Consider the following 22,710-nt stretch of genomic DNA (forward strand, 5'->3'; position numbering starts at 1 on the left):
TTCAGAACTGGATCGAGAATAAAACCATGTCGCATTTAAGCTTAGTTATGAATGTATTAGCTGCCAGTAGTGGTGTGATGATGCTGATCAGTACCGTGTCGCTGGCCGACGAGCAAGAGCAAACGGAAAGAGAGAACACCACGATTGAAGTCATTACGGTACAAGGGGAAAAACGCAATCGCTCATTGCAGGAAACCACCAGTAGTGTTGCGGTAACCACTGCGCAGCGAATTGAACAGGAGAATTTGGTGGGGCTATCTGACGTACTTAGCCGCACGGTGAATGTCTCACAGATGTACGGTGAGCGTGGATACACGATTCGCGGAATCAGTGATGAATCGAGTTCGGCCAATCCACTGTCCACGATATACGTCGATGGTGCCGCTATTCCAGGTCAAATCAATGATGCGGGTCCGACTGATCTATGGGATATAGCGCAAGTGGAAGTTCTTCGTGGCCCACAATCGACAGTGCAGGGAGAAAATTCACTAGCTGGCGCGATTATTCTGCGTACTCAGGATCCGACCATGGATTGGTCGGGCAAAGTCCGCGGGCAATGGTCTGATCCCAGCGATCGGCGGATTGCATTTGCAGGAGGTGGTCCATTGCTGGATCAGCAGCTGGCATTTCGGGTGGCGGTCGAGAAACGTGATTTTGACGGCTTTATCTACAACCCAACCCGTGATACTCAAGAAGACCCCAAAGACTCTATAGTCAGCCGTTTTAAATTGTTGTGGACCCCTGATTTCCTGCCGGGATTAACCGCTCGTTTATCGCTGATGCGCGATGATCGTGAGGGTCCGTATATGTTTAATTATGCGCGCATTGATAGCGATGATTTTTATGATAACCGGATAAATACTTCTGACCGACCGAATACTTCCGATATTACGACCGATATTCAGACTCTGGAAGTCGACTATGTGATTAATCCACATTGGTCCTTGTCGTCGGTAAGTTCTGGAGCGGACTCTGAGGCACTGCGTTATTTTGATATTGATTTGACTGCAGAAGATATCTCTCACGGGATGTTCGATGAAGAATTTAGTAATCGCTCCCAAGAGTTCCGTCTGCACTTTGAATACCCCGCTGTCAGTGGCTTAATGGGGGCGTATTGGTCGTCCCGTGAAATTGACACTCATGCCGACCGAATGACTACTTTACCGACCCCAGTTAATACTATCGTTAATGTACTTGAGGGTGCTGGAGTTCCTCCCGCCACAGCGAATCAATTTGCAAATCAGTACGCTCAGGCACTTCCCGACATTCCGGTGGCTTACCTGAGTGACGGGGTTAGTGAATCGACGAACCGTTCTGTATTTGCAGATATTGAATATCGACTGGTTGATGATGTGGCGTTGCTGGCTGGTTTTCGTTATGACAATGAGGATTATGTTTTTCAGTCGACTACCACTGCGGACTTTGCGGGCGTTTTGCCTGACCCTGGTAGTTATGGCGCAACAGGCTCTTCTGCCTATGGTTTGATTACTGGTATTAATAATGCTGTTTTAGATATGGTGGATCGTGCGGGTAGCGAGACGCCCGTTAGTAAACGAGACTTCAGTGCTTTTTTACCTAAGTTGGGAATACGCTGGGATTACGCTGAGAATGACTCACTGGCATTGACTGTGCAACGTGCTTACCGGTCAGGTGGCAGTGCTTTCAACCTGGCACGTGGCGATGTGTTTGCCTATGAACCTGAGTTTACTACCAATTATGAAATGGCCTGGCGTAGTCGCTTAGAAAACAATCTGTTTATCAGTAGTAACCTGTACTACGTAGACTGGACGGATAAACAAGTGAACGCGCAATTTGGACTGAATGCCTATGATTCGCATACAGTAAACGCTGGTAAAGCGCATTTATATGGAATTGAATTGGAAGCTCGTCAATACGTTAATAAGTATCTCGACTGGTATGCATCTTACGCTTATTCGCGCACCCAATACGATGAATTTGAAACGGTAGCAGGCGCAACGATAACTGATCATGCAGGCACTGAATTTATCTTTGCACCTAAACATACAGCAGCGCTAGGACTAAATGCTTATTGGGGACAAAACTGGACGGTGAATGTGAACGCGAACTATCGCAGCGACGCATTGATGAACACGGGTGATGATCAGAGAGCCTCATCGCGGACTGTTTTTAATAGCAAGCTAAGCTACGAAACACTGGACTGGTCAGTGTATGTATTCGCTAATAATTTGTTCGATAAAGAATATATCGAGTATCAACGACTTAATATTCCATATGCTGTTCTCGGTGCTCCACGTGAAATAGGAATTGGTGCCCAGTACGAGTTTTAATATCGCGGCTCGACGGAGCGGTTGACCTATCCTGGGTTGTAGGTGCATAGCATCAGTCAGACTGGTAAACTAGCGCTCTTCAATATAATCAGGTGAAGTCATAGTGAGTAATAGCGTCAAGATAGCCGTTTTAGGTGCTTCCGGTCGAATGGGCCAGCAATTGATTAAAGCCATCCTGGCGGATGCAGAGTGTCAACTGGTAGCAGCAGTGACTCATCGTCAGTCATCGTCACTAGGGAAAGATGTAGGGAGTCTGATTGGTATGGCGGACGTTGGCCTCACCGTTACCCATGACCTGACGGCTGCCGCAACGGCAGCAGATGTCCTGGTGGATTTCTCATTGCCACAGGCGCTGGCAGATAATCTGACAGTAGCCAGGCAGAGTGGAACTCCGATTGTTGTTTGTACAACAGGTTTAAATGAGCAACAAAACCAGGATTTACAGCTGGCAGCCGAACAAACTGCGGTACTGTATGCGGCAAACACCAGTCTCGGTGTTAATTTATTACGTGAGTTAGTCCGCACTGCCAGCAAGGCCTTGGGGGCAAAAGCAGATATTGAAATCCTTGAGGCTCATCATACTGCCAAGCGCGATGCTCCCTCAGGCACTGCACTTGCGTTGGGAGTCGCGGCCGCTGAGGGTCGTAATCAGGTCTTCAGTGACGTCGCTGAATATCAGCGTAATTATAACGACCAGCCTCATCAACCGGGCAGTATTGGCTTTGCTACTTTACGCGCTGGCGACATTGTTGGTGAACACACGGTGTTCCTGGTTTTGGGAGGCGAACGACTGGAACTTACTCACCGCGTGGCAGATCGCAAAACTTTCGCCGAAGGGGCGCTGAACGCGGCAATCTGGTTAAAGGGGCAAAAGGCAGGCTTTTATAGCATGAACCACGTCCTTGGGCTGGACGCATAGCGCATAATTCTGTAGACTATTTACAATTTGTCGGGCGCATAAGAATTACGTGGTCGCGCAAAGAAACTTATGCATAGTTCATGCAAAACGGGGGAGTCAACTTATTGATTTACCCGTTTTTTTATGTTCGGAGGTTACCTTGAGCATTATTGCGAGAAAAGCCGCGCGGAAAGCGATTCTGGTTCTCGCTGACGGCTCCGTTTTCCATGGCACTGCCATTGGAGCGACGGGACAAGCCGTTGGTGAAGTAGTTTTTAATACGGCCATGAGTGGCTACCAAGAAATTTTAACAGACCCCTCCTACGCAGAACAGATCGTTACCCTGACTTATCCCCACATTGGCAATTACGGCACCAACGCCGAAGATATCGAATCTGACAAAGTATGGGCCAAAGCACTGGTCATCCGCGACCTTCCTCTTCTCGCCAGCAACTTCCGCTCTGAACAATCCTTAAGTGACTATTTAAAAGCGAATCAGGTGGTTGGTATTGCTGATATCGATACCCGTCGTTTAACCAACCTGTTGCGCTCAAAAGGCTCAATGAATGGTTGTGTGGTCGCTGTGGAGAGTGGTGCAGAGGCGGACGTAGAGCAGGCATTAGCGGCTGCAAAGAGCTTCCCGGGCTTAAAAGGCATGGATCTGGCGAAAGAAGCGAGCTGTAAAGCCGCGCACCCGTGGACCGAAACCAGTTGGAAGTTGGGCAGTGGTTACGGTAAGCAAACCAATACTGATTTCCATGTGGTCGCCTATGACTACGGGGTTAAGCTGAATATTCTGCGCATGCTGGCAGACCGTGGTTGTCGTGTCACCGTGGTACCGGCACAGACTTCTGCTGAAGATGTGCTGGCGATGAATCCGGACGGCGTGTTCTTGTCCAACGGCCCGGGTGACCCGTCGGCCTGTGACTACGCAGTGACTGCGATTAAAACCTTGCTAAGTAAAAACATTCCGTTATTTGGTATCTGCCTTGGCCATCAGTTGCTGGCGCTGGCAATGGGCGCTAAGACCGTCAAGATGCCGCATGGTCACCATGGTGCCAACCACCCGGTACTCGACATCGAGAAGGGCGTGGTTATGATCACCAGCCAGAACCATGGCTTCGCGGTTGACGAAGAGACGTTGCCGGCAACCTTAAAGGCGACTCATAAGTCGCTGTTTGATGGCACGCTGCAGGGGATTCAGGCAACAGACCAGCCCGCGTTTGGCTTCCAGGGACACCCGGAAGCGAGCCCGGGGCCGCATGATGCGGAGTCGTTGTTTGATAACTTCATTGATTTAATGCAGACCCACCAGGTTACCCAATAGGAGTTGCTGGCATGCCAAAACGTACAGATATAAAAAGTATCCTGATTATCGGTGCTGGCCCTATTGTGATTGGCCAGGCCTGTGAATTTGATTACTCCGGCGCGCAGGCATGTAAAGCCCTGCGTGAAGAGGGGTACCGGGTAATTCTGGTGAACTCGAACCCGGCTACGATCATGACTGACCCGGAAATGGCGGATGTAACCTACATCGAACCTATTCATTGGGAAGTGGTTGAGAAAATCATCCAGATTGAAAAGCCTGATGCGATTTTACCGACCATGGGTGGTCAGACAGCGTTGAACTGTGCGCTGGAGCTGGATGAAAACGGCGTGCTGGAAAAGTACGGCGTGGAAATGATTGGCGCGACTGCCGATGCGATAGATAAAGCAGAAGACCGTGACCGCTTTGATAAAGCAATGAAGTCGATTGGCTTAGAAACGCCGCAGGCAGAAATTGCGACCAGCATGGAACAGGCGTTCGATGTGCTGGAACGGGTTGGATTCCCAGCCATCATCCGTCCGTCGTTTACCATGGGCGGCAGTGGTGGCGGTATTGCCTATAACCGTGACGAATTTGAAGAAATCTGTTTGCGTGGCCTTAAGCTCTCGCGCACCAATGAGCTGCTGATCGATAAATCGCTGATTGGTTGGAAAGAGTACGAGATGGAAGTGGTTCGTGACAAAAATGATAATTGCATCATTGTGTGTACGATTGAGAACTTCGATCCTATGGGTGTGCATACTGGTGACTCTATTACAGTCGCACCGGCACAGACCCTGACCGATAAAGAATTTCAGATTATGCGTAATGCGGCGATGGCTGTATTGCGTGAGATCGGTGTCGAAACGGGCGGCTCCAATGTCCAGTTTGGGGTGAACCCGGATACTGGCGACATGGTCATTATTGAAATGAACCCACGGGTCAGCCGTTCCTCTGCGTTGGCCTCGAAAGCGACAGGTTTCCCAATTGCTAAAGTGGCGGCGAAACTGGCAGTTGGCTACACCCTGGATGAACTGGCGAACGAAATTACCGGTGGTGTAACGCCAGCCTCATTTGAACCGTCGATTGATTACGTTGTGACTAAAATTCCACGTTTCAACTTCGAAAAGTTTGCCGGCGCCAATGACCGTCTGAACACGCAAATGAAATCAGTGGGTGAGGTCATGGCGATTGGTCGTAACCAGCAAGAGTCGTTGCAAAAAGCCTTGCGTGGCCTTGAACTTGGCTACAGTGGCTTTGACTCACTGGTTGATCTGAAGGACCGTGACGCGTCCAGAGCGACGATTATCCGCGAACTGAAAGAACCGGGTGCTGAGCGTATCTGGTACATCGGTGATGCGTTCCGCTTCGGCATGAGCGTCGATGAGGTCTTTGAACTGACTAAAATTGACCGCTGGTACCTGGTTCAAATTGAAGAAATCATTCAACTTGAACAGGAAATCTCTGAGATCGGACTGTCAGCGCTGGATGCCGATAGTTTGCGTTTACTCAAACGCAAAGGTTTCGCTGACGAGCGCCTCGCCTATTTGCTGGGTGTCAGTGAACAGGAAGTGCGTAAGCGCCGTGAATACTTCAAGATTTTCCCAGTGTACAAGCGGGTTGATACCTGTGCGGCTGAATTTGCTTCAGAAACCGCGTATATGTACTCAACCTATGATGAAGAGTGCGAAGCGCGGCCCACTGACAGAGAGAAAATCATGGTCATTGGCGGTGGTCCGAACCGGATCGGCCAGGGCATCGAGTTTGACTACTGCTGTGTGCACGCAGCGTTGGCCATGCGTGAAGATGGTTATGAAACCATTATGGTCAACTGCAACCCGGAAACCGTGTCCACCGACTTCGATACCTCAGACCGTCTGTACTTTGAACCTATCACCCTCGAAGATGTGCTCGAAATCGTGCGTATCGAGAAGCCTAAGGGCGTTATCGTGCAGTATGGTGGGCAGACCCCTCTGAAGCTGGCGCGTGCGCTGGAAGCGAATGGGGTGCCAATCATTGGGACATCACCGGACTCGATTGACCGGGCAGAAGACCGTAAGCGGTTCCAGAGTGCGGTTGAACGTTTAGGCCTGAAGCAACCAGAAAACTCCACGGTGACGAATTTCGATGAAGCGATGACTGAGTCGCGTCGGATTGGATACCCATTGGTGGTGCGCCCATCCTATGTACTGGGTGGCCGGGCAATGGAAATTGTTTATGACGAGCAGGATCTGCGCCGTTATCTGACCGAAGCGGTGAAGGTATCAAATGACGCACCTGTACTGCTGGATCGCTTCCTTGATAACGCTGTCGAAGTTGATATCGACGCTATCTGTGATGGCGAAACCGTGCTGATTGGTGGCATTATGCAGCATATCGAAGAAGCTGGTGTGCACTCCGGTGACTCAGCCTGTTCGTTGCCACCGTATTCACTGAGTGATGTGATTCAGGCACGGCTTAGAGAACAGGTACGTAAACTGGCTTTTGAGCTGAATGTTCGTGGCTTGATGAACACTCAGTTTGCAGTTAAAGAAGATGATATTTACCTGATTGAAGTCAATCCGCGGGCGGCACGGACGGTGCCATTTGTATCGAAAGCCACCGGGGTGCCACTGGCCAAAGTTGCAGCGCGGGTCATGGCCGGTCAAAGCCTTAAACAACAGGGCTATACCAAAGAAGTGATTCCGCCGTACTACTCGGTCAAAGAAGTGGTGGTGCCGTTCGCTAAATTCCCGGGTGTGGATCCAATCCGCGGTCCGGAAATGCGCTCAACCGGCGAAGTTATGGGTGTCGGTGAGAGTTTTGAAGAAGCCTATGCCAAGGCGAACCTTGGTGCAGGGCAGGCATTACCGCGTAAAGGAAAAGCATTATTGTCAGTGCGCGAAGCTGATAAGAAACGGGTCTCTGATTTGGCCCGTGGCTTATTATCGCTCGGCTTTGATGTCGAAGCGACGCGGGGCACCGGCGCCTATTTGCAGGAACAGGGTATCAAGTGTTCCATTGTCAATAAGCTGCAGGAAGGACGCCCGAATATTGTCGATTCGATAAAGAATGGCGAATACAGCTATATCATTAATACGGTGGAAGGTCGTCAGGCAATTGCTGACTCTGTCTACATTCGACGTGAAGCACTATTGAATAATGTGATCTACACCACCACGTTGAATGCAGGCTTTGCTACAGTTAAGGCACACACCGTGAATGACAGAGCGCGGGTTAGCTCTGTTCAGGATTTACATAAGAGGGTTACGGAAGGATGAATCAGATCCCAATGACTGTGGACGGCGCGGAAGCGCTGCGCACTGAATTAAGACGTTTAAAACATGAGGACCGCCCACGCATTATTCAGGCGATAGCGGATGCCCGTGAGCACGGTGACTTAAAAGAGAATGCTGAATACCATGCTGCACGTGAACAGCAAGGGTTTTGTGAAGGACGGATTCAGGAAATTGAAGCCAAACTGTCCAATGCTCAGATCATCGATGTGAAGAAAATGCCAAATACCGGCAAGATCGTATTCGGCGTTACGGTGACACTCTACAACACCAGCACTGATAAAGAAGTGCGCTATAAAATAGTCGGTGACGATGAAGCAGATATTAAAAATAATCTGATTTCGGTCAACTCACCGCTGGCGCGCGCGATGATAGGTAAACAGGCTGACGACACCGCGGTGGTGACAACGCCCAGTGGTGAAGTAGAGTACGAAGTGGTTGCTGTTGAGTACCTGTAGACAATCATTGTAACCAAGTAAAAAACCCGCATATTGATGCGGGTTTTTTTGTTTTAGTCTTGCGCGAGTTTTGCTTTGAGTTCGGCACGCTTCGCCGCCCGTTGGTCAACGGACGGGTCAGTAACACCATGATAGGCGGGGATATCCGGGAATACCGTCTCTACAGGGATGCCGAGTGCTTTAGCAATAGCATGCGCCACCAGTGCCGAGCGAGCCTTGCGTGAAACCACCTTGGATACCAGAGACGGGCTCTTGCCAATGACTTCAGCGAGTAGACTGAAGTCATAACCTTTGTCCGCAAGTCCCTTTTTTATTTGATCTTTTTGCATTTATGTAATTACATATGAGTTCAAAGTGAGTTCACAAATGAATTCACTCGAATATAAAATAATGTTCAAACGAAAACTTATGACAAATAAAACACAAGCCCCCAGTAAAAGCAAGGTTGTCGAGCCGACACTGGACGAATACATGGAGCGTTTAAGCCGTTTGTCAGGTGAGAGCAAACCCGCAGCTATTCTTCGTTGGATGGGGGTGAGTGCGTCCAGTTACTCAAACTGGAAACGGCGGGGCACTATCCCGTATAAAACGCTGGTCAATGTGTTAATCGAACGGCGTATTTCGCTGAACTGGTTTTTTGCCCCCTATGCCAAGCTTGAAGTGCCGGTGATCAGGGATGCAACGCTACAGGAAGGTACTCAGACGTATCTGCAGCGGCAGCAGCTGGAAAAAGGCTCAGAACGCGAACAGGTGATTAAGGCGTACAGTGATTGTCGGGCTATTCTTCAGCGTAATAATGCGCAGCCGAGTGAAAACAATATGCGCCTGATGATCGACTTGTATCTTGCTGTCGGTGAACGAGTGGTGCAAAAAGAAATGGTACTGGAACAACTGGCGCAGAGCTTATCGACCATTGACAATAACGCGGATGACGCCTGATGGGTGCGCGGTAGAGCAGACTATGGGTGTAACGAAGAGATCGTAGCGAAGAAGCCCCAGACCTGAATCGGCCGGGGCAACAGACTAACCGCGTGGAAGTTTAATGACAGGCTCTTCTGCCGGGCGATAGAGGACCAGCGTCTTACCTATGGTCTGCACAAATGCAGCCTCAGTTTCACGACAAATTGCTTCAGCAACTGCGTTACGGGTCTCACGGTCATCGGCAGGTACTTTAACCTTGATCAGTTCATGATGCGCTAACGCACCGTCAATTTCAGCCACCACACCTTCGGTGAGGCCATTCGCACCCATCAATACCACTGGCTTCAATGGGTGGGCTAACCCCTTCAAATACTGTTTTTGCTTGTTGGATAAGTTCATGCAGTGTCGTTTCCTGTTAATTTACCTGGGAAATGGCCTGCGAATTACCGGTTTCCCTTGAATTTAAGGTATTCTAACGCCATCTAGTGATGTGAGCCAGCGATAGAAGAGGTCTTTAGTACCGAAATGGGAAAAAAACGGACAGCCAGCAGTCAACGCTGGCTAAAAGAGCACTTTGATGACAAGTATGTGCAGCAGGCGCAGAAGCGCGGGTTGCGTTCCCGTGCCGTGTTTAAACTGGAAGAAGTGCAGCAGCGCGACAAAGTATTAAAGCCAGGGCAGACCGTGGTTGACCTGGGCGCGGCGCCGGGTGGCTGGTCTCAGCTGGTGGTTGATGTGCAGCAAGGTAACGGTCAGGTGATTGCATGCGACATCCTGCCGATGGATCCGATTGCCGGCGTCGACTTTCTCGAAGGTGACTTTCGCGACGAACTGGTTTTGAATGCATTGTTAAACCGGATTGGCGGCGCTAACGTAGATGTATTGTTGTCTGATATGGCGCCCAATATGAGTGGCAACCAGACCGTTGATCAGGCCCGTTCGATGTATTTAGTAGAGCTGGCACTGGATATGTGTAAGCACGTGTTAAAACCGAATGGAAGTTTTGTGGTCAAAGTATTTCAAGGTGAAGGGTTCGATCCGTTTCTGGCCGATGTCAGAGCGGCTTTCAAGACTGTTAAAGTACGCAAACCAGATTCGTCACGGGCAAGGTCCCGCGAGGTCTTCCTGGTGGCGACAGGGTACAAATTATAGTAGGCTTGGCTACCAAGGCTATTTAAAAGCGAACAAGGTAATGAGGTAACAGCGTTGAGCGATATGGCGAAAAATTTAATCCTCTGGTTAGTCATCGCGGTGGTGCTAATGAGCGTCTTTCAGGGTTTCAGCCCAGGGACAGGTAGTACACCGACATATGACTACACCACATTCGTGCGTGAAGTAAACCAGGGCCAGATCCGTGAAGTGACGATTGATGGTCGGGTCATTACGGGCGTCGATAGCAGCAACCAGCCGTTTAAAACTGTTATGCCAATGCAGGATCAGAAGCTGGTTGATGAACTGATCGAACGTAATGTCACCATGAACGTGAAAGAGCCAGAGAGTCCAAGTATTCTTGGCACTATCTTTATTTCCTGGTTCCCGATGCTGTTACTGATCGGTGTGTGGATTTTCTTCATGCGTCAGATGCAAGGCGGTGGCGGTCGTGGGGCGATGTCCTTTGGCAAAAGCAAAGCCAAACTAATGGGCGAAGACCAGGTCAAAACCACGCTTGCTGACGTGGCAGGCTGTGACGAAGCGAAGGAAGAAGTCGGCGAACTGGTTGATTACCTGCGCGACCCGACCAAGTTCCAGAAACTTGGTGGCCGTATTCCGACCGGCGTACTTATGGTTGGTCCTCCGGGTACCGGTAAGACCTTGCTGGCGAAAGCAGTTGCCGGTGAAGCAAAAGTCCCATTCTTTACTATTTCAGGTTCTGATTTCGTAGAAATGTTTGTCGGTGTCGGTGCCTCTCGTGTCCGTGACATGTTTGAGCAGGCGAAGAAGTCAGCACCTTGTATTATCTTTATCGATGAAATTGACGCGGTTGGCCGTCAGCGTGGCGCAGGCCTGGGTGGCGGTCACGATGAGCGTGAGCAGACCCTGAACCAGATGCTGGTTGAGATGGATGGCTTCGAAGGCCATGAAGGCATTATCGTCATTGCTGCCACCAACCGTCCGGATGTGCTTGACCCTGCGTTATTACGACCTGGTCGTTTTGACCGTCAGGTGACCGTTGGACTGCCCGATATTCGCGGTCGTGAACATATTCTTAAAGTTCATATGCGTAAAGTCCCGCTTGGGGACGATGTTGAACCAGGGGTAATTGCCCGTGGTACACCAGGCTTTTCCGGGGCAGATCTGGCGAACCTGGTCAACGAAGCAGCTTTATTTGCTGCGCGTGAAGACAAACGCACCGTGAGTATGAGTGAGTTTGAGAAAGCTAAAGATAAGATTCTGATGGGCTCCGAGCGCAAGTCAATGGTGATGAGCGAGTCAGAAAAAGAAATGACTGCGTATCATGAAGCAGGCCACGCCATTGTTGGGCGTATGGTGCCAGAGCATGACCCTGTTTATAAAGTGTCTATTATTCCGCGTGGCAGAGCGTTGGGTGTGACCATGTACCTGCCTGAGCAGGACCGGGTCAGCCATAGTAAGCAACATCTGGAAAGTATGTTGTCGAGCCTGTTTGGTGGACGTATTGCGGAGCAGGTGATTTATGGCGATGACAGAGTCACCACCGGCGCGTCGAATGACATTGAACGGGCTACCGATATTGCCCGTAAAATGGTCACCCAGTGGGGCTTGTCGAGCAAGATGGGGCCGCTGTTGTACGCAGAAGAAGAAGGTCAGGTATTTCTTGGCCGCTCGGTTGCACAGAATAAGCAGATGTCCGATGAAACCATGCGTTCTATCGATGCTGAGATCCGCTCGGTTATTGACCGCAACTACTCTCGTGCGAAGCAGATCCTGGAAGAGAACGTGGATATTCTGCATGCAATGAAAGACGCATTGATGAAGTATGAAACCATTGATGCAGCGCAAATTGATGATCTGATGGCCCGTCGTGAAGTGCGTCAACCACAGGACTGGCAGGACGTTGATAGCGGAACACCGCCTTCAGGCCCGACCTCAAGCGATGGTAAAGAGAAGCCTCGCGGTAAGTCGGAACACCCCGATGGGTCGCTGGATTTAGATAATCCGGACGGCTCTCCGGCGAAATAATTATCAAGCCCCGTTTTGCGGGGCTTTTTTTTGACAGTTTTTTATAGTGATTGATGGTACTTCGACAACGAGATAGCGCATGCGAGATAAACAGACGTTAACAGCGGTAATGGGCATACTGAACGTGACCCCGGATTCATTTTCCGATGGTGGACAATTTAGTCATATCGACGACGCATTGCGGCGTACCGAGCGCATGCTCGATGAAGGGGCGAGCTGGATTGATGTCGGCGGAGAATCAACCCGACCGGGTGCGAAGGATGTCGAACTGAACCAGGAGCTGGACCGGGTAATTCCAGTTATAGACGCTATTCGGCAACGTTTTGATACCCGTATTTCCATTGATACCAGCAAAGCGGGTGTAATGCGCGAAGCGGTCAACGCGGGTGCAGCTATGATTAACGATATTCGTGCACTGCGCGAACCCGGCGCGCTGGAGGCGGCTGCCGAGAGTAAGGCACTGGTGTGCTTGATGCACATGCAGGGACAGCCGCGCAGCATGCAGGAGGCACCGGATTATGATGATGTGATGTGTGAGGTCAAAGACTTTTTGCAGCAACGTATGGAAGCCTGTCAGCAGCAGGGTATTGAGAAAGAGCGTCTGCTGCTTGACCCCGGCTTCGGTTTTGGTAAGACTGTGCGTCACAATTATCAACTGCTACAACGCCTACAGGCGTTCCACGAACTGAATGTGCCGCTGTTGATCGGCCTGTCGAGAAAGTCGATGCTTGGGGCAGTGACGGGTCGCAGCGTCGATGAGCGCCTCGCCGCGAGCATTGCCGGGGCGACCATTGCGTCGATGAAAGGGGCGCAGATTATTCGTGTACATGATGTAGCAGCCACCGTGGACGCCATTAAGGTGGTTCAGGCGACGTTAACCGGGGAGTATTAGTTACAATGGGGAAGTATTTTGGTACAGACGGGATCCGCGGCCGGGTCGGTAGCGAGCTGGTGGCACCGGATTTTGTCCTCAAATTAGGCTGGGCTGCCGGTAAGGTGCTGGCCGCCGAAGGGAACACCAAGGTGTTGATTGGGAAAGACACGCGGATTTCTGGTTATATGCTGGAGTCTGCGTTAGAAGCCGGTCTTGCAGCAGCAGGCGTCGATGTCGAGCTGTTAGGACCTATGCCAACGCCTGCAGTCGCGTATTTGACCCGTACATTTCGCGCCTCGGCGGGGATTGTGATCAGCGCTTCACACAATCCATATTACGACAACGGCATTAAATTTTTCTCCGATACCGGGCATAAGCTTTCCGACCAACTGGAAGCATCGATTGAGGCCATGATTGACCAGCCGATGGCCTGTGTCGACTCAGAACAGCTGGGCCGCGCGTCGCGTATTACCGATGCCCCGGGTCGCTATATTGAATTTTGTAAGAGCGTCTGTCCGGGTGATATTTCATTTACCGGGATCAAAATGGTGGTCGACTGCGCACATGGAGCGACCTATCACATTGCTGGCAATGTATTTCGTGAGCTAGGCGCTGAAGTAATTGAAATTGGGGCCAAGCCGGACGGGCTGAATATTAACCAGGACTGCGGTGCAACCAACTTAAAGGCACTTAGCGAAGCCGTTGTAAGCCACAAAGCACAGCTTGGTGTAGCGCTCGATGGGGATGGTGACCGGATTATGATGATTGACGCTCAGGGGCGAACCATCGACGGTGACGAGATTGTTTTTGCATTGGCGCGCGAAGCCATGCTGGCGGGCCACCTGGATGGCGGCGTGGTCGGCACGCTGATGAGCAATATGGGGCTGGAGCTGGCGCTGAAAGACCTGGGTATTCCTTTTGTCCGGGCCAAAGTTGGCGACCGCCATGTGATGGAAGCTTTGCGTGAAAATGGCTGGAGCATCGGCGGCGAGAATTCTGGCCACGTGATTAATTTACAGTACCACAGCACCGGCGATGGCATTATTGCCGGTGTGCAAATGCTCACCGCGATGGTACGCAAGAATTGCCAGCTGCGTGATTTACTTGAAGGCATGCACAAACTGCCGCAGCAGTTGGTGAACGTGAAGTACAGCGGCGACCAGGATCCATTGCAGGCTGATAATGTGAAATCTGCGGTGGAGGAAGTCGAGCAGGCATTAGCTGGTCAGGGACGGGTTTTATTGCGTAAATCCGGCACCGAGCCACTGATCCGGGTCATGGTCGAAGGCAACAATGAAAAAGCCGTTCGTGCCTTTGCCCAACAGATCGCTTCAGAAGTCAGTGCAGCGAGCTAAGTAGTTAATCGCAAAGTAGTTAACTATTTACTTGCCGGGTGATTAAAGCGTGTCCAAAGACACGCTTTTTTTAAGCGCGGTGCTTGTAACTTCTGGTGAGGTTAGGTACTATCAGCGCCGCTTTGAACAAGGGATGCGAAAATCATGCGACAGTCGTTAGTGATTGCAAACTGGAAGTTAAACGGCAACCTTAAGCTGGTCGATGACATGGTCTCGGCGCTTGCTTCGGCTCGCTGTTCAGCCGATGTGGTTATTTGCCCTCCAGCACCGTATCTGGCAGCCCTTGAAACAGCCACGCAGCGCCTCAATATTGAAGTTGGCGGACAAAACTGCAGTGTTTATAGCAACGGGGCGTATACCGGTGAAATCGCAGCTGAGATGCTGGCTGAAGTCGGTTGTAAATATGTCCTGCTAGGTCACTCAGAGCGTCGTGCTTTATTTGCTGAAGACGACACGCTGATAGCAAAAAAGGTTCAACTCGCTCAGCAGGCCGGTCTTACCGCTGTGTTGTGTGTCGGGGAAACTTTGCAGCAGCGTGAAGCGGGAAAGACGCTGGATGTGGTAAAAGCGCAGTTGAGTGCAGTACTCAACGATGTTGATTTTAATCGCCTGGTGGTGGCATACGAACCTGTATGGGCCATCGGCACTGGTGAAACAGCAACGCCTGAGCAAGCTCAGGAGGTCCATGCAGCCATTCGCCAGTATGTGGCAACCTTTAATACCGATGCGGCAAGCAAATTAGCCTTGCTGTACGGTGGTAGTGTTAAGCCTGAGAACGCCGAGATCCTGTTTGCACAGGATGATATTGATGGCGGCCTTATCGGTGGTGCCAGTCTGAATACAGACCAGTTCCTCGCTATTTGTAGCGCAGTGAAAGGATAACGAGACTTATGTACGAGATTTTTTTAGTATTGTATTTACTTTGTGCTATCGCGTTGATCGCTTTAATTCTGATGCAACGTGGTAAAGGCGCTGACATGGGGGCGTCCTTTGGCTCTGGTGGGTCGAACACCGTATTCGGTTCTGCTGGTTCGGGCAATTTTTTAACCCGCACTACAACTATTCTGGCAGTGGCTTTCTTCCTGCTTAGCCTGATCCTTGGCAACCTGGCTTCCGGAACGGGCCCAGTAGAAGAAGACTGGAACGATTTAAGTGTTCCAACATTGCCGGATGACATGTAAGTAAGAAAAAATTTGCCGAAGTGGTGGAATTGGTAGACACGCCATCTTGAGGGGGTGGTGCTCTTCTGAGCGTACGAGTTCAAGTCTCGTCTTCGGCACCAAATCAAATACCCTATGGTATTGAAGAAATATGCCATTTTAGTATAATGGTAAGTAATCGGACGCGGGGTGGAGCAGTCTGGTAGCTCGTCGGGCTCATAACCCGAAGGTCGTAGGTTCGAATCCTGCCCCCGCAACCAATTTACAGGGTCCCAGTTTGGTATGAAGCCCCGACAGAGCAAGCGGGGCTTTTTGCTATCTGCCCTGTGATGAAGAATATTATCGTCACCAAAAACTGGGCTTTAGGCCCTTTTTTTATTTCTGGAGGACGCCTTGGCGACCATTACTGAACGTTTGACTAACATGTTGGCACCGGCGGTTGAAGCGCTGGACTACGAGTTGGTTGGTATTGAATTTATCCGTGCAGGCAAGCATTCCACTTTGCGCGTGTATATAGACCATCCGCAAGGTATTTCGGTGGATGACTGCGCGCATGTTAGCCGTCAGGCGAGTGCCGTACTGGATGTAGAAGACCCGATTAATGTTGAATATAACCTGGAAGTGTCATCACCAGGTATGGACCGGCCATTGTTCACTGCCGCTCATTATGAGCAGTTTCAAGGTGAGATGGCCCAGGTGGTACTGAGTGTTCCAGTGGCAGGAAAACGTAAATTTACTGGCGTAATACGAACGGTAGTGGATAACACGGTGACTTTTGGTGTGGGTGAGGAAACCCTGGACGTAGAAGTTGCTACCATTAAGAAAGCAAATCTAGTCCCGAATTTTGATTAAGGATTTCGTTGGCGAGGCACGAACATGAATAAAGAAATTTTAATGGTCGCAGAGGCGGTGTCGAATGAGAAGGCCGTTCCTCGAGACAAAATCTTCGAAGCACTGGAATCAGCGCTTGCGACAGCAACAAAGAAAAAATATGACGGTGAAATTGAAGTTCGCGTAAACATCGATCGTCAAACGGGTGATTTTGATACCTTTCGTCGCTGGAAAATAGTCCCTGACGACGCGCAGATGGAAAATCCATATGCTGAGATCAGCTTATCGGCTGCTCAGTACGATGAACCAGAGCTGCAGTTAGGTGACTACGTCGAAGAGCAGGTTGAGTCGATTAAATTTGACCGCATCACAACCCAAACGGCGAAGCAGGTTATCGTACAGAAAGTGCGTGAAGCTGAACGGGCCATGGTGGTTGAAGAATATGAAGACCAGGTCGGCGAACTGATCAGCGGTATCGTCAAGAAAACCACCCGTGATAATATTATTCTGGATCTGGGTAACAATGCCGAGGCGGTTATTTTCCGTGAGGAAATGCTGCCACGGGAAATGGTACGACCCGGTGATCGGGTGCGTGGTTTGTTGTACGCAGTACGTCCTGAATCGCGTGGTGCGCAGTTATTTGTCAGCCGTACTAACCCGAACTTTCTAATCGAGCTGTTCCGCATTGAAGTGCCGGAAATTGGCGAAGAAATGATTGAGATCAAGGGCGCAGCTCGTGATCCAGGGCTGCGTGCTAAAATTGCGGTGAAAAGTAATGATCGCCGGATTGACCCGGTTGGAGCCTGCGTTGGTATGCGCGGTGCCCGTGTTCAGGCAGTCTCCGGAGAGCTGGGTGGCGAGCGGGTGGATATCGTCCTGTGGGACGAAAACCCGGCGCAGTTCGTGATCAATGCAATGTCCCCGGCGGAAGTGGCTTCTATCGTAATGGACGAAGAAACCAAAACCATGGAAATTGCAGTTGAAGCAGACAATCTCGCGCAAGCGATTGGTCGTAATGGTCAGAATATTCGTTTAGCCAGTCAGTTAACTGGCTGGGAACTGAATGTGATGACTGTTGAAGATTTCAACGTGCGCAATGAAGAAGAGTCATCACGATTAACCCAGCTGTTTACCGCGGGCCTCGACATTGATGAGGACTTTGCAGGGGTGTTGATTGACGAAGGGTTCTCTTCGTTGGAAGAAGTTGCCTATGTGCCAGTCGCTGAGTTACTGGCGATTGACGGCATGGACGAGGACACAGTTGAAGAACTGCGTACTCGAGCAAAAGATTATCTGACAACCAAAGCGTTGGCGACTGAAGAGTCGCTGGAAGGTGCTGAGCCTGAGCAAGCATTGCTTGATTTAGACGGCATGGACAAGCACCTGGCCTTTGAACTGGCAGCAATCGGAGTGAAAACTCTGGAAGATCTGGCAGAGCAAGGGATTGACGACTTGTCAGAGATAGAATCTTTAGGCGCTGAGAAGGCAGGCGAGCTGATTATGAAAGCTCGTAACATCTGCTGGTTCAGCGACGATGAAAATAGTCAGTGAGGTGGGAAATAAATGGCAGAAGTTAAAGTAGAAAAGCTCGCCAGCGATATTGGGACCTCCGTTGAACGGTTGTTAACGCAGTTTACTGAAGCCGGTATGAGCAAGAAAGCCGATGACAGTGTGACTGAAGATGAGAAGCAAAAGCTGCTTGCACACCTGAATAAGCAACATGGCGGAGCGGGTTCATCAGAGCCAGCACGGATGACGTTAAAACGTAAAACAAAGAGTACGTTAAGTGTTCCAGGTGGCGGTGGTAAGTCGAAAGCTGTGCAGGTGGAAGTACGCAAAAAGCGCACCTATGTAAAACGTCCGTCGGCGGAAGAGCTGGCTCGCGAAGAAGAAGAGCGTCTGGCTGCTGAACGTGAAGCGGAAGAGAAAGCACGTCTGGAAGCAGAAGCAGTGGCTAAGACCAAAGCCGAAGCAGAGCGCAAAGCGGCGGAAGAAAAAGCCAAAGCAGACGAGAAGCGTAAAGCAGAAAAACTACGCAAAGAGAAACAGCGTGAAGAAGCTGAGAAAGCTGCTCGTGCGGCGATGACGCCAGAAGAGCTGAAAAAAGCAGACGAAGCGAAAGCCGAGGAAGAAAAACTGCGTAAAGCTCAGGAAGAAGAAGCCAAGAAAAAAGCTGAAGCAGAAGCGATTAAGCAAGCTGAAGAAGCACGTCGCCTGGCTGAAGAAAACGAATCACGCTGGCAGGAAGAAGAAGCCAAACGCAAGCAAGCGGAACAGGAAGATGTTCACTTCACCACCTCTGAGACTGCGAAACAGGCAGAAGACCAGCAGGATACTGAAGAAGAGCGTCGCGCGCGCCGGGCGAAGAAAAAACGTAGCCGCAAAGACGAAGAGCGGGCGGAAGCTCCACGTCGTGAACGTCGCCGTAAAGGTGGCAAAATGCGCGCCCCGTCTACTATGCAGCATGGCTTCCAAAAGCCAGCATCGCCAGTTGAACGCGATGTGCGTATTACAGAAACCATCACCGTTGCTGAACTGGCAAACCGCATGGCAATTAAGGCCGGCGAAGTTATCAAGACGATGATGAAGATGGGCGAAATGGTGACCATCAATCAGGTTCTGGATCAGGAAACCGCCGTACTGGTGGTGGAAGAGCTGGGTCACAAAGCGGTATTGGTTAACGACAACGCGCTTGAACAATCGGTACTGGATGATCGCCAGGAAGCGGGCGAGATGAAGCCTCGTGCGCCGGTAGTGACTGTAATGGGCCACGTTGACCATGGTAAAACATCGCTGCTTGATTACATTCGTAAAGCCAAAGTAGCCGCCGGTGAAGCGGGTGGTATTACCCAGCATATCGGTGCCTACCACGTCGACACCGGTCATGGCATGATCACCTTCCTTGATACCCCGGGTCACGCGGCCTTTACCTCAATGCGTGCACGCGGAGCCGGAGCCACCGATGTGGTTATTCTGGTAGTGGCGGCCGATGACGGTGTGATGCCACAAACCATTGAAGGTATTCAGCATGCGAGAGCCGCTGGCGTACCACTGGTGGTTGCGGTGAATAAAATGGATAAGCCAGAAGCGGATCCGGATCGGGTTAAGTCCGAACTTTCTCAGCATAATGTTTTGTCTGAAGAATGGGGCGGCGACGTTCAGTTCGTACATGTTTCGGCGAAAGAAGGCCTGGGTATTGACGAACTGCTTGAAGCTATCCTGCTACAGTCTGAACTGCTTGACCTTAAAGCAGACGACTCAGGCATGGCGCAGGGTGTGGTGATTGAATCGCGTCTGGATAAAGGACGTGGCCCGGTTGCCTCAATTCTGGTTCAGAGCGGTACCTTGCATAAAGGTGACATCGTCCTATGTGGCCTGGAATACGGCCGTGTTCGTGCGATGCGTGATGAAATTGGTAAAGATGTCGATACTGCCGGCCCTTCGATTCCAGTTGAAATTCTGGGTCTTTCAGGTGTGCCGCAAGCTGGTGACGAAGTAACGGTCGTCCGTGACGAGAAGAAAGCACGCGAAGTGTCGAACTATCGTCAGGGTAAATACCGTGATGTGAAGTTGGCGCGTCAACAGAAAGCCAAGCTGGAGAATATGTTCAGCAACATGGCGGAAGGCGAAGTGTCTGAGCTGAATATTGTTCTTAAAGCTGATGTTCAGGGTTCACTGGAAGCTATTTCAGAGTCGTTGCAGAAGCTGTCGACCGACGAAGTTAAGGTCAATATTATCGGCAATGGTGTAGGTGGTATTACCGAAACTGATATTACTTTGGCTGGTGCTTCGAATGCGATTGTGATTGGTTTTAATGTGCGTGCAGACGCTACAGCGAAACGTGCAGTTGAGCGTGAGCAGGTGGATCTGCGTTACTACAGCATCATTTACGACGTAATTGACGAAATCAGACAAGCGATGACCGGCATGCTGGCTCCTGAGTTCAGACAGGAAATCATCGGCCTGGCGGAAGTACGTGATGTATTTAAGTCACCAAAACTGGGCGCGATTGCCGGTTGTATGGTAACTGAAGGTGTCATTAAGCGCTCAGCGCCTATTCGTGTACTGCGTGAGAACGTTGTTATTTACGAAGGTGAGCTGGAATCGCTGCGTCGCTTTAAAGACGATGTCCAGGAAGTCCGTAATGGGATGGAATGTGGTATCGGCGTGAAGAACTACAACGACGTTAAAGTTGGTGACCAGATTGAGGTCTTTGAAACGGTTCAGGTAGAGCGTACGCTCTAAGCTGAGACCCCGTTTACCGACAGTATCAAGATAACATGGGGGCCTCGTGCCCCCATGTGTGTATCTAACAGGAGCCGAAAATGCCCAAAGAATTTAGTCGTACGGACCGCTTTTCACAGCAGTTGCAGCGTGAAGTTGCGCAGATCCTGCAACGCGAAATAAAGGATCCGCGAGTTGTGATGCCGACCGTTTCAGATGTCGAGGTATCGCGTGATTTGGCCTATGCCAAGGTTTTTGTCACTTTCCTCAATGAGGATGAAGCGGGCACCAAAGAAGCACTCAAAGTGTTGAACGAAGCCACAGGCTATATTCGTTCGATTCTGGGTAAGCGTCTGAAAGCACGTATTACGCCTAATTTGCGCTTTGAATACGACCCGTCATTGAATGAGGGGATCCGCATGGCGAAGCTGGTGGGCGAAGCCACCAAACGCGATGCACAACGCAAAAAAGATGCTGGCGATACGGAAGGCGAGTAAGTGGCAAGACGAAGTAAAAAAGGTCGCCCGATAAATGGTGTCGTACTGGTTAATAAGCACCAGGGCGAGTCATCCAACCGGGTGCTGCAACAGGTAAAACGTTTATACAACGCGCAAAAAGCAGGCCACACTGGTGCGCTGGACCCCTTGGCGACCGGCATGTTGCCAGTCTGCCTTGGTGAAGCGACTAAGTTCTCTCAGTTTTTGCTGGATGCGGATAAAGTCTATCAGGTCCGGGCTCAGCTGGGCGTAAGGACGGATACCAGTGATGCTGATGGGACTGTGGTGGAAACCAAGCCGGTGGACGTGTCGGACGAGCAGTTAGCGGCAGCACTGGAGCAGTTTCGCGGTGATATAGAGCAGGTCCCATCGATGTTTTCGGCATTAAAGCACCAGGGAAAGCCATTGTACGAATATGCGCGCAATGGCATTACCATTGAGCGTCCGGCGCGACCGATACAAATATTCCGGCTTGAGCTACTGCAGCGGAACGATGATTTTATTGAGCTGGATGTGCACTGCAGTAAGGGTACCTACATTCGCTCGCTGGTCGATGATCTTGGTCAGTTACTTGGTTGCGGGGCCCACGTGCAGGCGCTTCATCGCAGTGCGGTTGCAGATTACCCGGCCGAAGCCATGTTGTCAGTGGATGAACTGGCTGAACTGGCTACGGCGAATGAAGCCGAGACCCCTGATTATACTGCCCTGGATGCTCAGCTATTGCCATTGGACAGTCCGGTAGCACGGCTACCGGTGATACTGGCAGCACTGGAGCAGGGTAATGCGTTTTTGCATGGTCAGCCAGTGACCGCTGACGTGTATCCGGCCGGAACCGCGGTGCGGGTCGAAAATGAGCATGGCTTGTTTTTGGGAGTTGGCGAATACCGCGAAGATAAAAGGGCCTGGCCGAAGCGGGTTGTTGTATTTGATACTTGAATAGGGCTTGGCGGATGCGTATAATCCGCGAAGATTTTAATCCCCGGCTGAATTAGTGATCGGTTGGGCTAATTTTTGGAGATAACTATGTCACTAAGTGCAGAAGTAAAAGCTCAGATCGTTAAAGATTATGGCCGTGTTGAAAATGATACAGGTTCACCTGAAGTGCAGGTAGCCTTGCTTACCGCTCAAATCAACCATCTACAAGGTCACTTTAAAGAGCACATCCATGACCACCATTCACGTCGTGGTTTGTTGCGTATGGTTAGCCAGCGTCGTAAATTGCTGGACTACCTGAAAGGCAAGAGCAACGAGCGTTATGCAGACCTGATCAAGCGTCTGGAACTGCGTCGTTAATCAGTTTGCTTAAAAAAAGGGGCCTTATGGCCCCTTTTTTTGTATTTCAGCTCTTATTTTATACGCGACTTCGTTATACTGTGTCGCGAGAAATAAGTGAAAGTAGGGCCTTGGACAAAAGGCCAACATAAAAGTAAAGGAAAAGACAAC

The 22,710-nt window shown here is 50.6% G+C and carries 20 protein-coding genes and 2 tRNA genes; 20 read left to right on the forward strand and 2 right to left on the reverse strand.

The genetic code is table 11. The annotated features are described in order from the left end of the window. Positions 1–47 precede the first annotated feature (47 nt). The 5 genes from CWE14_RS00460 to greA all read left to right on the forward strand — a co-directional run bounded on the left by CWE14_RS00460 (position 48) and on the right by greA (position 8,246). Positions 48–2,309: a TonB-dependent receptor gene (locus CWE14_RS00460; RefSeq protein WP_241972285.1), complete on the forward strand. Its 2,262-nt coding sequence runs from the start codon at positions 48–50 to the stop codon at positions 2,307–2,309. A gap of 103 nt (positions 2,310–2,412) precedes the next feature. Next, the gene (gene dapB / locus CWE14_RS00465; RefSeq protein WP_126797594.1) at positions 2,413–3,228 is read left to right on the forward strand and encodes a 4-hydroxy-tetrahydrodipicolinate reductase; all 816 of its coding nucleotides are present in this window, start codon (positions 2,413–2,415) and stop codon (positions 3,226–3,228) included. Between the two features lie 139 nt (positions 3,229–3,367). Beyond that, entirely contained in the window at positions 3,368–4,534 is a 1,167-nt protein-coding gene (gene carA / locus CWE14_RS00470) for a glutamine-hydrolyzing carbamoyl-phosphate synthase small subunit (RefSeq protein WP_126797595.1), read from the forward strand. An 11-nt stretch (positions 4,535–4,545) separates the two neighbouring features. Next, positions 4,546–7,773: a carbamoyl-phosphate synthase large subunit gene (gene carB, locus CWE14_RS00475; RefSeq protein ID WP_126797596.1), complete on the forward strand. Its 3,228-nt coding sequence runs from the start codon at positions 4,546–4,548 to the stop codon at positions 7,771–7,773. Beyond that, positions 7,770–8,246, forward strand: a complete 477-nt coding sequence (greA, locus tag CWE14_RS00480) for a transcription elongation factor GreA (protein ID WP_126797597.1) — start codon at positions 7,770–7,772, stop codon at positions 8,244–8,246. Before carB ends, greA begins: the two co-directional genes overlap by 4 nt. Before the next feature lie 53 nt (positions 8,247–8,299). On the opposite strand, the gene CWE14_RS00485 is transcribed toward greA, so the two are convergent. Continuing rightward, positions 8,300–8,575 (reverse strand): helix-turn-helix domain-containing protein, encoded by a 276-nt coding sequence (locus CWE14_RS00485; RefSeq protein WP_126797598.1) that lies wholly within the window; start codon positions 8,573–8,575, stop codon positions 8,300–8,302. Positions 8,576–8,654: 79 nt separating this feature from the next. Here CWE14_RS00485 and CWE14_RS00490 point away from each other — a divergent pair, with 79 nt between their 5' ends. Next, positions 8,655–9,185 (forward strand): helix-turn-helix domain-containing protein, encoded by a 531-nt coding sequence (locus tag CWE14_RS00490; RefSeq protein ID WP_157981756.1) that lies wholly within the window; start codon positions 8,655–8,657, stop codon positions 9,183–9,185. Between the two features lie 84 nt (positions 9,186–9,269). Here CWE14_RS00490 and yhbY read toward each other — a convergent pair whose 3' ends face one another. Beyond that, positions 9,270–9,566 (reverse strand): ribosome assembly RNA-binding protein YhbY, encoded by a 297-nt coding sequence (gene yhbY, locus CWE14_RS00495; RefSeq protein WP_126788377.1) that lies wholly within the window; start codon positions 9,564–9,566, stop codon positions 9,270–9,272. Positions 9,567–9,692: 126 nt separating this feature from the next. On the opposite strand from yhbY, the gene rlmE reads away from it, so the two are divergent. The 14 genes from rlmE to rpsO all read left to right on the forward strand — a co-directional run bounded on the left by rlmE (position 9,693) and on the right by rpsO (position 22,560). Beyond that, positions 9,693–10,319, forward strand: coding sequence for a 23S rRNA (uridine(2552)-2'-O)-methyltransferase RlmE (rlmE, locus tag CWE14_RS00500; protein ID WP_126797600.1), 627 nt, complete (start codon positions 9,693–9,695; stop codon positions 10,317–10,319). A gap of 54 nt (positions 10,320–10,373) precedes the next feature. After that, positions 10,374–12,326, forward strand: coding sequence for an ATP-dependent zinc metalloprotease FtsH (ftsH, locus tag CWE14_RS00505; RefSeq protein ID WP_126797601.1), 1,953 nt, complete (start codon positions 10,374–10,376; stop codon positions 12,324–12,326). 79 nt (positions 12,327–12,405) lie between these two features. Continuing rightward, positions 12,406–13,218 (forward strand): dihydropteroate synthase, encoded by an 813-nt coding sequence (folP, locus tag CWE14_RS00510; RefSeq protein ID WP_126797602.1) that lies wholly within the window; start codon positions 12,406–12,408, stop codon positions 13,216–13,218. A 5-nt stretch (positions 13,219–13,223) separates the two neighbouring features. Next, on the forward strand, positions 13,224–14,555 hold the full coding sequence (gene glmM / locus CWE14_RS00515) for a phosphoglucosamine mutase (RefSeq protein ID WP_126797603.1): 1,332 nt from the start codon (positions 13,224–13,226) through the stop codon (positions 14,553–14,555). Between the two features lie 141 nt (positions 14,556–14,696). Continuing rightward, entirely contained in the window at positions 14,697–15,437 is a 741-nt protein-coding gene (gene tpiA, locus CWE14_RS00520; RefSeq protein ID WP_198676522.1) for a triose-phosphate isomerase, read from the forward strand. A gap of 8 nt (positions 15,438–15,445) precedes the next feature. Continuing rightward, positions 15,446–15,736 (forward strand): preprotein translocase subunit SecG, encoded by a 291-nt coding sequence (gene secG, locus CWE14_RS00525; RefSeq protein ID WP_126797605.1) that lies wholly within the window; start codon positions 15,446–15,448, stop codon positions 15,734–15,736. A gap of 14 nt (positions 15,737–15,750) precedes the next feature. Further along, positions 15,751–15,837 (forward strand) — tRNA-Leu (locus CWE14_RS00530). Between the two features lie 61 nt (positions 15,838–15,898). Then, a tRNA-Met gene (locus CWE14_RS00535) sits at positions 15,899–15,975 on the forward strand. A gap of 163 nt (positions 15,976–16,138) precedes the next feature. Continuing rightward, entirely contained in the window at positions 16,139–16,567 is a 429-nt protein-coding gene (rimP, locus tag CWE14_RS00540; RefSeq protein WP_420836629.1) for a ribosome maturation factor RimP, read from the forward strand. A gap of 24 nt (positions 16,568–16,591) precedes the next feature. Beyond that, positions 16,592–18,097: a transcription termination factor NusA gene (nusA, locus tag CWE14_RS00545; RefSeq protein ID WP_126797606.1), complete on the forward strand. Its 1,506-nt coding sequence runs from the start codon at positions 16,592–16,594 to the stop codon at positions 18,095–18,097. Positions 18,098–18,109: 12 nt separating this feature from the next. Further along, the gene (gene infB, locus CWE14_RS00550; protein ID WP_126797607.1) at positions 18,110–20,791 is read left to right on the forward strand and encodes a translation initiation factor IF-2; all 2,682 of its coding nucleotides are present in this window, start codon (positions 18,110–18,112) and stop codon (positions 20,789–20,791) included. Between the two features lie 80 nt (positions 20,792–20,871). Next, a complete protein-coding gene (gene rbfA, locus CWE14_RS00555) occupies positions 20,872–21,267 on the forward strand; it encodes a 30S ribosome-binding factor RbfA (RefSeq protein WP_126788367.1) in 396 nt (131 codons plus the stop codon). Continuing rightward, positions 21,268–22,203 (forward strand): tRNA pseudouridine(55) synthase TruB, encoded by a 936-nt coding sequence (gene truB, locus CWE14_RS00560; protein WP_126797608.1) that lies wholly within the window; start codon positions 21,268–21,270, stop codon positions 22,201–22,203. Between the two features lie 87 nt (positions 22,204–22,290). Then, entirely contained in the window at positions 22,291–22,560 is a 270-nt protein-coding gene (gene rpsO / locus CWE14_RS00565; RefSeq protein ID WP_126788365.1) for a 30S ribosomal protein S15, read from the forward strand. The last annotated feature ends 150 nt before the right edge of the window (positions 22,561–22,710 follow it).

It is taken from the genome of Aliidiomarina soli (assembly GCF_003986975.1).
Taxonomy (GTDB): domain Bacteria; phylum Pseudomonadota; class Gammaproteobacteria; order Enterobacterales; family Alteromonadaceae; genus Aliidiomarina; species Aliidiomarina soli.